The organism is Streptomyces sp. NPDC055239 (assembly GCF_053606205.1).
This window is the reverse complement of the sequence record NZ_JBSGRD010000021.1, coordinates 39,625-51,008: the sequence shown is the minus strand read 5'-3', so window position 1 is coordinate 51,008 and position 11,384 is coordinate 39,625. Positions and strand designations below refer to the sequence as shown.

General features: G+C 73.1%; 1 protein-coding gene. It reads left to right on the top strand.

All coding sequences use genetic code 11. From position 1 onward, the window contains the following. The first annotated feature begins 14 nt into the window (after window positions 1–14). Entirely contained in the window at window positions 15–11,363 is an 11,349-nt protein-coding gene (locus tag ACWFRJ_RS41700) for an SDR family NAD(P)-dependent oxidoreductase (protein WP_453543795.1), read from the top strand. Window positions 11,364–11,384: the final 21 nt, after the last annotated feature.

Sequence of the window (11,384 nt, the reverse complement as noted above, 5' to 3'; positions counted from 1 at the left end):
TGGAGTTGAGAACGATGGACAACGAGGACAAGCTCCGCTATTTCCTGAAGCGGGTCACCGCCGACCTGCGTGACACCCGCAGGCGCCTGCGCGAGGTCGAGGAGGGCGAGCAGGAGCCGGTCGCGATCATCGGTATGAGCTGCCGCTACCCCGGTGACGTACGTTCCCCCGAGGATCTGTGGGAGCTGGTCTCGAACGGCCGCGACGGCGTGACGGCGTTCCCCGCCGACCGTGGCTGGGGCGACGTCGAGCTTTCCGACCCCGAGGACCCCGACCGCGCGTTCCTCACCGAGGGCGGGTTCCTGCACGACGCGGCCGAGTTCGACCCCGGCCTGTTCGGGATATCGCCGCGCGAGGCCCTTGCGATGGACCCGCAGCAGCGACTGCTCCTCGAAACCTCCTGGGAGGCGTTCGAGCGGGCCGGGATCGACGCGTCCTCGCTGCGCGGCAGCAGGACGGGCGTGTTCGCCGGGTTGATGTACCACGACTACACGTCGCGGCTGCGGTCGGTTCCGGAGGGAGTCGAAGGCTTCCTCGGCACCGGCAGCTTCGGCAGCGTCGCCTCCGGCCGTGTGTCGTACACGTTCGCGCTCGAGGGGCCCGCCGTCACGGTGGACACCGCCTGCTCGTCCTCCCTGGTCACGCTGCACCTGGCGGCCCAGGCGCTGCGCTCCGGCGAGTGCACGCTCGCCCTCGCGGGCGGTGTCACCGTGATGGCGACCCCGGACACGTTCATCGGCTTCAGCAAGCAGCGGGGCCTCGCCGCGGACGGCAGGTGCAAGTCCTTCTCCGAGGACGCCGACGGCACCGGCTGGGGCGAGGGCGCCGGCATGCTGCTCCTCGAGCGGCTCTCCGACGCCCGGCGCAACGGCCACACCGTCCTCGGGGTCGTGCGCGGTTCGGCGGTGAACCAGGACGGTGCGTCGAACGGCCTCACCGCGCCCAACGGTCCCTCGCAGCAGCGGGTGATCCGGCAGGCGCTCGACAGCGCCGGACTGACCGCCGACCAGGTCGACGCGGTCGAGGCGCACGGCACCGGCACCACGCTCGGTGACCCGATCGAGGCCCAGGCGCTCCTGGCCACCTACGGCCGGGACCGCCGCGCCGACCGGCCGCTGTGGCTCGGCTCGGTGAAGTCCAACATCGGTCACACACAGGCCGCCGCAGGCGTCGCGGGCGTGATCAAGACGGTCATGGCGATGCGGCACGGCGTACTGCCGCAGACCCTGCACGTCGGCGAGCGCTCCCGGCACGTCGACTGGTCGGCGGGCGCCGTGGAACTGCTCACCGAGGCGCGACCGTGGCCTCAGACGGGCCAGCCGCGCAGAACGGCGGTGTCGTCCTTCGGCATCAGCGGAACCAACGCCCATGTCGTCCTCGAACAGGCCCCGGCCGAGGACGCCGAGCAGGACGACGAGCAGGACGACCAGCTCGGCGGGCCCGCCGAGCTTGCCGACCCCGTCCTCGCCGACGCCGTGCCGTGGGTACTCTCCGGCAACGACCCCGCCGCCCTGCGCGAGCGTGCCGCCACCCTCATCTCCCACCTGGAGGGCCTGGACCGCCGGGACGAGACGCCGGTGGACATCGGCTACTCGCTCGCCGTGAGCAGGACCGCCCTCGAACACCGGGCGGCCGTCGTCGGCGCGGACCGCGCGGAACTCCTGCGCGGCCTCGAGGCCCTGGCCGACGGAGGCGAGGCACCGAACCTGGTGCGCGGCACGGTCGGTACGCGCGGCAAGCTCGCGTTCCTGTTCAGTGGGCAGGGCAGTCAACGGGTGGGCATGGGCCGCGAGTTGTACGCGGAATTCCCCCTGTTCGCGCAGGCCCTCGACGAGGTCTGCGCGGGCCTGGACCCGCACCTGGACCGGCCGTTGCGGGAGGTGCTCTTCGCCGAACCCGGCACCGAGGCCGCCGCCCTGCTCGACCTGACCACCTACACGCAGCCCGCGCTGTTCGCGATCGAGGTGGCGCTGTTCCGCCTCGTCACCGCGTGGGGCCTGACCCCCCAGTTCCTCGCGGGCCACTCCATCGGGGAACTCGCGGCGGCGCACGTCTCGGGCGTGTTCTCCCTCGCCGACGCGTGCAAGCTCGTCGCCGCGCGCGGCAGGCTGATGGGGGCGCTGCCCGAGGGCGGGGCCATGCTGTCGCTGCGCGCCGACGAGGACACCGTCCGCCGCCTCGTCGCCGAGCACGGCGGCACGGTGGACATCGCGGCGGTCAACGGCCCCGAGTCCACGGTGATCGCGGGCGACGCCGACGCCGTGGCCGCGATCGACGGCGCGTGGCGGGAGCGCGGCGGCAAGACCCGGTACCTGCGGGTCAGTCACGCGTTCCACTCACCGCACGTGGACGCCGTACTCGACGACTTCCGCGCCGTCGCAAGGACCATCACCTACGGCACCCCGGCGATCCCGATCGTCTCCACCCTGACGGGCACCCTGCTGACCCCGGAGCAGGCGCGCGACCCGGAGCACTGGGTACGCCATGTCCGCGAGGCCGTCCGGTTCCTCGACGGCGTACGGAGCCTGGGCGAGCAGGGCGTCACCAACTTCCTGGAGCTCGGCCCCGACGCGGTCCTTACCGCGGCGGGCCGCGACTGCGCCGACGAGGGCGCACTCCTTGTCGCCGTGGCGCGCGCGAACAGGCCCGAGGGCGCCACGCTCACCTCGGCGGTCGCGGCACTGCACGTGCGGGGCGTCGCCCTCGACTGGCAGGCGGTGTTCGCGGGCCGCGGCGCACGGCGGACCGACCTGCCCACCTACCCGTTTCAGCGCACCAGGTACTGGCTCGACGTCGGCGCGCACGTCGGCGACGTGGCATCGGTGGGCCTGCGGCCCGCCGACCACCCGCTCCTCGGCGCCGCGGTCACGCTGGCCGACGAGGAGGGCGCCCTGCTCACCGGCAGGCTCTCCCTGGTCACTCACCCGTGGCTGGCGGACCACACGGTCGGAGGTGTGGTCCTCGTACCCGGCGCCGCGCTGGTGGAGCTCGCGATCAGGGCGGGCGACCAGGTCGGGCTCGACCACGTCGAGGAGCTGACGCTGGCGGCGCCGCTGGTCCTGCCCGCGGACGGCGCGGTACGGCTCCAGGTGTCCGTCGGGGCCCCGGACGATTCGGGGCGCCGCGCGCTGAGCGTCTACTCACGGGCCGACGACGCGGCCGACGACCAGCCGTGGACGCGGCACGCCATCGGCACACTGGCGGCGGGAGCGCCGGCCCCGGCCGCCGACACGGGCGCCTGGCCGCCCGCCGGAGCCGAGCGCATCGACACCGAGGGCCACTACGACGACCTCGCCGATTCGGGCCTCGGCTACGGCCCGGCGTTCCGCGGGCTGCGTGCGGCATGGCGCCGCGGCGACGAGGTGTTCGTCGAGCTCGAGCTGCCCGACCACGACAGTGCGGGCTCCTTCGGACTGCACCCCGCGCTGCTCGACTCCGCACTGCACGCCATCGGCCTCGGCGACTTCGTCACCGACACGGAGCAGTTGCACCTGCCGTACTCCTGGCGCGGTGTGCGGCTGCACAGCAGCGGCGCGTCGGAGCTGCGGGGGCGGCTGTCCCCGGCGGGCGCCTCGGGCGTCGCGATCGCCCTGACCGACGGCACCGGCGCCCCCGTCGCCTCGGTCGAGGAACTTTCGCTGCGCCCCCTGACGGCGGACGCCCTCACCGGCGACCGTCTCGACTCGCTGTTCCGGGTCGACTGGACGAAGGTGCGGCCCGCCGACTCGCCCTCGTCCCGCTGGGCGGTCCTGGAGGACGAGGACCAGGGTGACGCGGGCCTGGCCGCACTGGCGGAGAACGGGGTGCCGGACCTCGTGTTCGCCCCCGTGCCCCCGGCCGCCAATCCCGCTGAGGCGACGCACAGGGCGCTGGCCCTGGTGCGCGCCTGGCTCGCCGACGACCGGTTCGGCTCGGCGCGGCTGGTGTTCGTCACCGGCGGCGCGGTGGCGGCAGGGCCTGACGAGGATGTCCTCGACCTGCCCAACGCCCCGGTGTGGGGCCTCGTACGGGCGGCGCAGTCCGAGCACCCCGGCAGGTTCGTGCTCATCGACACCGACACCGACACCGACTGGTCGGCTGGCACGGCCCGGACGCTGTCGGGCGCCGTCGCGACCGGCGAGCCCCAACTGGCCCTGCGCGCGGGTGAACTGCTCGCGCCGAGGCTCGTACGCGCTCGTCCCACAGCGGAGGAAGAGGGAGCGGGCTTCGGCACAGGGCCGGTTCTCGTGACCGGTGCGAGCGGGATGCTCGGCGGCCTCGTGGCGCGGCACCTGGTCGTACAGCATGGGGTGCGACAGCTGGTGCTCGCCAGCAGGCGCGGGCAAGTAGGCCCGCTGCGAGGTGAGTTGGATGCACTGGGCGCCGAAGTCAACGCCTTGGCCTGCGATGTGGCGGACCGCGACGCGGTGGCGGCGCTGCTCGCCGAGCACCCCGTGACGGCCGTCGTGCACGCGGCAGGTGTCCTGGACGACGGGGTGATCGAGTCGCTGACCCCGGAGCGGATCGACACGGTGTTCCGGCCCAAGGTCGACGCGGCATTGAATCTGCACGAGCTGACCCGCGACCTGAACCTGTCGGCGTTCGTCCTCTTCTCCTCCGCCGCGGGCACGTTCGGCAACGCGGGGCAGGCCAACTACTCCGCTGCCAACGCGTTCCTCGACGCGCTCGCCCAGCACCGGCGAGCACAGGGCCTGCCCGCGACCTCGCTCGCCTGGGGCCTGTGGGCCGACGCGAGCGGCATGACCGACGATCTCGCCGAGACCGACCGCGGCCGCCTCGCACGGGCCGGCGTCACCGCGCTGTCCGCCGATGAGGGGCTGCGCCTCTTCGACGCCGCCCTCGCGCTGCCGTCCGCCGTGGCCGTGCCCATGCGCCTCGACCTGGCGCCGCTGCGGGCCCGCCCCGAGACCGTCCCCCCGCTGCTCCGCGCGCTGGTGCGCACGGCGCGCCCCGAGGCCGTCAAGGCCGACGGGGGCCTGGCGGCGCGCATCTCCGCGCTGCCGGGGGACGAGCGACTTCCGGCACTGCTCGACCTCGTACGCACCTGTGTTGCCGCCGTGCTCGGCCACGGTTCCGCCGCCGCGGTGGAGGCGGAGCGTGCCTTCGACGAGCTCGGGTTCGACTCGCTCACCGCGGTCGAACTGCGCAACCGGCTCGACGCGGCCACCGGCCTGCGCCTGCCCGCCACGCTGGTCTTCGACTACCCGACACCCCTGGCCCTCGCGAAGCACCTGCGCGCCACGCTGCTCGGCGACGACGAGACGCGCACGCCGATCATCCGCACGGCCGCCGCCGACGACGAGCCGATCGCCATCGTCGGCATGAGCTGCCGCTACCCCGGCGGAGTGCGCTCGTCGGAGGACCTGTGGCGCCTCGTCGCCGAGGGCCGTGACGCGGTGTCCGACTTCCCGGACAACCGGGGCTGGGACGTGGAGTCGCTCTACGACCCGGACCCCGAGAACACCGGCACAAGCACCGTCAAGTCGGGTGGCTTCCTCCATGACGCCGCCGAGTTCGACCCGGCGTTCTTCGGCATGTCACCGCGCGAGGCGCTCGCGGTCGACCCGCAGCAGCGACTGCTCCTGGAAACCTCCTGGGAGGCGTTCGAGCGGGCCGGTATCGACCCGAAGTCGCTGCGCGGCAGCGCTACCGGCGTGTTCGCGGGCGTGATGTACAACGACTACGCCGCCAGGCTCGGGCGCTCTCCGGAAGGTTTCGAGGGCCAGCTCGGCGTCGGCAGCTCGGGCAGTGTCGCGTCCGGCCGCGTCTCGTACGTGTTCGGCCTCGAAGGCCCCGCGGTGACCGTGGACACGGCGTGCTCGTCGTCGCTGGTGTCGATGCACCTTGCCGCCCAGGCGCTGCGCTCCGGTGAGTGCACGCTGGCCCTCGCGGGCGGCGTGACGGTGATGGCGAGCCCGGCGACCTTCGTGGAGTTCAGCAGGCAGCGCGGCCTGGCCCCGGACGGCCGCTGCAAGGCGTTCTCCGACAGCGCCGACGGCACCGGCTGGGGCGAAGGGGTCGGCATGCTGGTTCTGGAGCGTCTCTCGGACGCCCGGCGCAACGGCCACCAAGTCCTCGCGGTCGTACGAGGATCCGCCGTGAACCAGGACGGCGCGTCCAACGGCCTCACCGCGCCGAACGGTCCTTCGCAGCAGCGGGTCATCCGCCAGGCGCTCGCGAGCGCGGGCCTGACCCCGTCCGACGTGGACGCGGTCGAGGCACACGGCACCGGCACCACCCTCGGCGACCCCATCGAGGCCCAGGCCCTCCTTGCCACCTACGGCCAGGACCGCGCCGGAGAGCCCCTCTGGCTGGGCTCGCTGAAGTCCAACATCGGCCACACCCAGGCCGCCGCCGGTGTCGGTGGCGTGATCAAGATGGTGATGGCGCTGCGGCACGGCGAACTCCCGAAGACGCTGCACATCACCGAACGCTCCCCGCACGTCGACTGGTCGGCGGGCGAGGTCGACCTGCTGACGGAGACCCGGCCGTGGCCGGCACTCGGCCGTCCGCGCCGGGCCGCCGTGTCGTCGTTCGGCGTGAGCGGGACGAACGCGCACACCATTCTTGAGCAGGCGCCCGATGAGGCGCCTGATGAGACCCCCGCTGACTTGCCCTCGACGTCCGGGCCGGTTCCGCTGGTGTTCTCCGCGCGCACGGAGGGCGCTCTGCGGGCCTACGCTGCCCAACTCGCATCGGTAGGGAATGAATTGGCATCGGCGGACGTGGCGGACGCCTTGCTGTCGCGGTCGGTGTTCGATCACCGGGCCGTGGTGGTCGCGGGCGGTGCCGACGCGCTGACGGCGGTGGCCGGAGGCGCCGAGTCCGCCCGCGTGGCGATCGGCGTGGCGCGGCCCGTCGGCAAGGTGGCGTTCGTCTTCCCAGGTCAGGGTTCGCAGTGGCTGGGGATGGGTGCGGAGTTGGCGGAGTCGTCGCCGGTGTTCCGTGCCTCTCTGGATGCGTGTGCTGAGGCGCTTGCTCCGTATGTGGACTGGTCGTTGCATGACGTCCTTGGTGATGCCGCTGAGTTGGAGCGGGTGGATGTGGTGCAGCCCGCGTTGTTCGCGGTGATGGTGTCGCTTGCTGCGCTGTGGCGTTCGTATGGTGTGGAGCCGGATGCGGTGGTGGGGCACAGTCAGGGTGAGATCGCGGCTGCTCACGTCGCGGGGGCGCTTTCTCTGGACGATGCCGCCAAGGTGGTGGCGTTGCGGAGTAAGGCGATTCTGGCGCTCTCGGGTCAGGGCGGCATGGTGTCGCTTGCGGTGTCGATCGAGCAGGCGCGGGAGCGGATCGCGCGGTGGGACGGCCGGATTTCGGTCGCTGCCGTGAACGGTCCGCGTTCGGTGGTGGTGGCGGGTGACGCCGACGCGCTGGACGAGTTGATGGAGTCGTGCGCGGCCGATGAGGTGCGCGCCCGCCGGGTCCCGGTCGACTACGCGTCGCACTCGCCGCATGTGGAACGTATCCAGGAGGAGTTGGCGGGCGTCCTTGCCGGGGTCGCGCCGAGGTCCGCGAGTGTGCCGATGCTGTCCACGGTCACGGGGGAGTGGCTGACCGGGACCGAGGTCGGCGCGGACTACTGGTATCAGAACCTGCGCAACACCGTGCGGTTCGAAGAGGCCACGCGCGGCCTGCTCGACCATGGCGTCGGTGCGTTCGTGGAGTGCAGCCCGCACCCCGTACTCACCATCGGCGTGTCCGAGACGGTGGAGGCCACCGGCGGTGACGCCGTCATGGTGGGCACGCTGCGCCGGGACGAGGGCGGCCTCGACCGGTTCCTGCTCTCCGCCGCAGAGGCGTACGTAGGAGGCCTGCCGTTCGAGTGGCGGCAGACGGTGCCCGCCGGACGGCACGTGGACCTGCCCACCTACCCCTTCCAGCGCAGGCACTACTGGCTGGACGCTCCCCGTGATCTGCGATTCGTCGAAGCGGCCGGTGGTCTCGGCCTGGCGGACGCAGACCACCCGCTGCTCGGCGCCGCCGTGGAACTCGCCGACGAGCAGGGCCTGGTGTGCACCGGCAGGCTCGGCACGGACACCCACCCGTGGCTCGCCGACCACGCCGTCGCACAGACGACGCTCCTGCCCGGCACCGCCTTCGCGGAGATCGCGCTGGCGGCGGGCGGCAGGCTCGGCCTCGACGAGGTGGAAGAACTGGCGCTCGCCGCGCCCCTGGTACTGCCCGAACGCGGCGGAGTGCGACTGCGCGTGACGGTCGGCGGCGACGACGGCTCAGACCGCCGGGCGCTGAACATCGACTCCTGCCCGGACGATCCTGCCACCGTGGCGGACTGGACCCGGAACGCCACCGGCTTCCTCACCACCGGAGCCCCCGCCGAGCCGGCCACCGTCACGCCGTGGCCGCCCGCCGGAGCCGAGCCCGTCGACGTCGACGGCCTCTACGACAGCCTGGAAGGAGCCGGGTTCGCCTACGGACCCGCCTTCCAGGGCCTCAGGGCGGCATGGCGCGACGAGGGCGCCGTGTACGCCGAAATCAGTCTTGACGAGGACCAGCACCGGGACGCCGCGTCGTTCGGGCTCCACCCGGCGCTGCTCGACGCCGCGCTGCACGCCTGCATGCTCGGCGGCCTCGTCGAAGACGCCGGTCGACCCCGGCTCCCGTTCTCCTGGAGCGGGATCCGGTGGCACGCGACCGGTGCCACGGCGGCACGGGTACGGCTCACGCCTGCCGGACCCGACGCCGTCTCCCTGGAACTGACCGACGTACAGGGGAACCCCCTGGCGACGGTCGCATCCCTGGTCCTGCGGCCGATCGCCGCGGACCAATGGGGTGCGCGCCACCGCGATTCACTGTTCCGGCTGGAGTGGGTGGCCGCACCGACCCGTGCGGCCACCCCCGCTCCCGTCCGCGGTTGCGCAGTCGTCGGCCCGGACGACCTGAAGGTCGGCGCGGGCCTCGCCGCCGCCGGTATCGTCGTCGAGGAGCACGAAGACCTCGCTGCCCTCGCCGAGACCGGAGTACCGGGCCTTGTCGTCGTCCCGTGCGTCGAGGACGACGCCGATCCTGTCGCCGCCTCCCGCACCGCCGCCCTGCGCGCGCTGCGCCTCGCCCAGGAGTGGCTCGCCGACGACAGGTTCCTCGAATCCCGCCTCGTCTTCGTGACCCGAGGGGCCGTCGCGACCGGCCTTGACGAGGACGTGCCCGACCTCGCCGACGCGACGGTGTGGGGTCTGATCCGGTCGGCGCAGTCCGAGAACCCCGACCGGTTCACGCTGGTCGACGTGGACGGGGACGGCACCTCCTGGCCGGTACTGCCCGCCGCCCTCACCGCATCCGAGCCGCAACTTGCTCTGCGTACCGGCGACTTGCTCGTCCCGCGCATCGCAAGGACCCGGCCGTCCGACCACGACGCGGACTCCGGAATCGGGTTCGCGTCCGGCGGCACCGTCCTGGTGACCGGCGCCACCGGCATGATCGGCGGCCTCGTCACCCGGCACCTCGTGACCGAGCACGGCGTCCGGCACCTCGTCCTCGCGAGCCGCAGCGGCGCAACCGCGCCCGGCGCCGACGAACTCCGCTCCGAACTGACCGACCTCGGCGCGCACGTGACGCTCGCCGCCTGCGACGTCACCGACCCCGTCGCGCTGGCCGGACTCCTCGCCGCGGTGCCCTCGGACCACCCGCTGACCGGCGTGGTGCACTCGGCGGGCGTCCTGGACGACAGCACGATCAGGACGCTGACCCCGGACCAGGTCGACAGGGTGTTCCGGCCCAAGGTCGACGCGGCCTGGCACCTGCACGAGCTGACCCGGGACCTGGACCTGTCCGCGTTCGTCCTGTTCTCCTCGGCGGCAGGCATCCTCGGTGGCCCCGGACAGGGCAACTATGCGGCGGCCAACGCGTTCGTCGACGCGCTCACCCACCACCGCAGGGCCGCAGGACTCCCTGCGACGTCACTGGCGTGGGGCCTGTGGGAGACGGCAAGCGCGATGACCGGCGACATGGAGGAGGCCGACGTGGCGCGGCTCTCCCGCTCCGGGGTCGCGGGCCTGACCGAGGAGCAGGGTCTCGCGCTGTTCGACCTCGGATGCGCGGCGGACGACGCGGTCGTGGTGCCGATGCGGCTCGACATCGCCTCCTTGCGCGGCGGGCCCGACGATGTGCCCCCGCTGCTGCGCGGCCTCGTGCGCCCGCGGGCCACCAAGGCGGCCGCCGTGAGCGAGGAGCCGTTGGCACAGCGGCTCGCCGGTCTCACGGAGGAGGAACAGGGGCAGGAACTCCTGCTGCTCGTCCGGGACCAGACGGCGGCCGTGCTCGGCTACGCGCCACAGGAGCTCGATGTCTCCGGCGCCCTGACCCAGCTCGGCCTCGACTCCCTGACCGCGCTGCAACTGCGCAACCGGCTCGCGGGCGCGACCGGGCTCCGTCTGCCCACCACCGTCGTGTTCGACCAGCCGACAGGACCGGCGCTCGCCGGGTACCTCCGGCGTGAACTCGCGTCGGGGGCCGCGACGGATGCCGGGGGCGAGGCTCCCGCCACGACCGCCGCCCTTGCGGTGGAGGACACGCTCACCGGCCTGTACCGGCAGGCCTGCGACCTCGGCCTGTACGAGGAGGGATGGCAGATGGTGAACGCCGCCGCGCGGGTGCGGCCGGTGTTCGAGACGCCGGACGAGGTGCCCGCACTGCCGCCGGTCACCCTTGCGACAGGACCCGGAACCCCGCTGCTGTGCCTCCCGCCGACGATGGCGCCCTCAGGGCCGCACTACTTCGGCCGGTTCGCCCCCGTGTTCGCGGGCGAGCGGGACGTGACCGTGCTGCCCAACCCCGGCTTCGCCGCGGGGGAGGCGCTGCCCGCGACCAGGGAGGCGGTCGTACGCTTCCAGGCCGAGGCCGTCATGAGGCAGGCGGGCGACCGCCCGTTCGTGCTCGTCGGATACTCGTCGGGCGGGTGGCTGGCCAACGCGGTCGCCGCGCTGCTCGAAAGGGAAGGCGGCACACCGGTGGCGGTGGTCCTCGTCGACACCTACACCGCGACGACCTCGTTCGAGGGCCGACTGGAGGAGGCACTGCGGCAGCGCGCGGCCACCAGCGAGGCGTTCGAGCTGATGTCGGGCGCCCAACTCACCGGACAGGGAGGATACTTGCGCGTGTTCGGAGACTGGGAGCCCGAACCGATCGACACGCCGACACTGTACGTGCACGCCACCTTCCCGCCCGGGGAGTCGCAGGCACTGGAGACCGAGGACGACTGGCGTCCCCAGTGGCCCCTGCCGCACGAGGACGCCGACGTCCCCGGCGACCACTTCACGATCATGGACGACCACTCGGAGTCGACGGCCCTCGCCGTACGGACCTGGCTGGCCGACGACCGGCACAGCGCCGACACCAGCTCCCGCTGAGCGCGACAGAGCCGGCGGAAC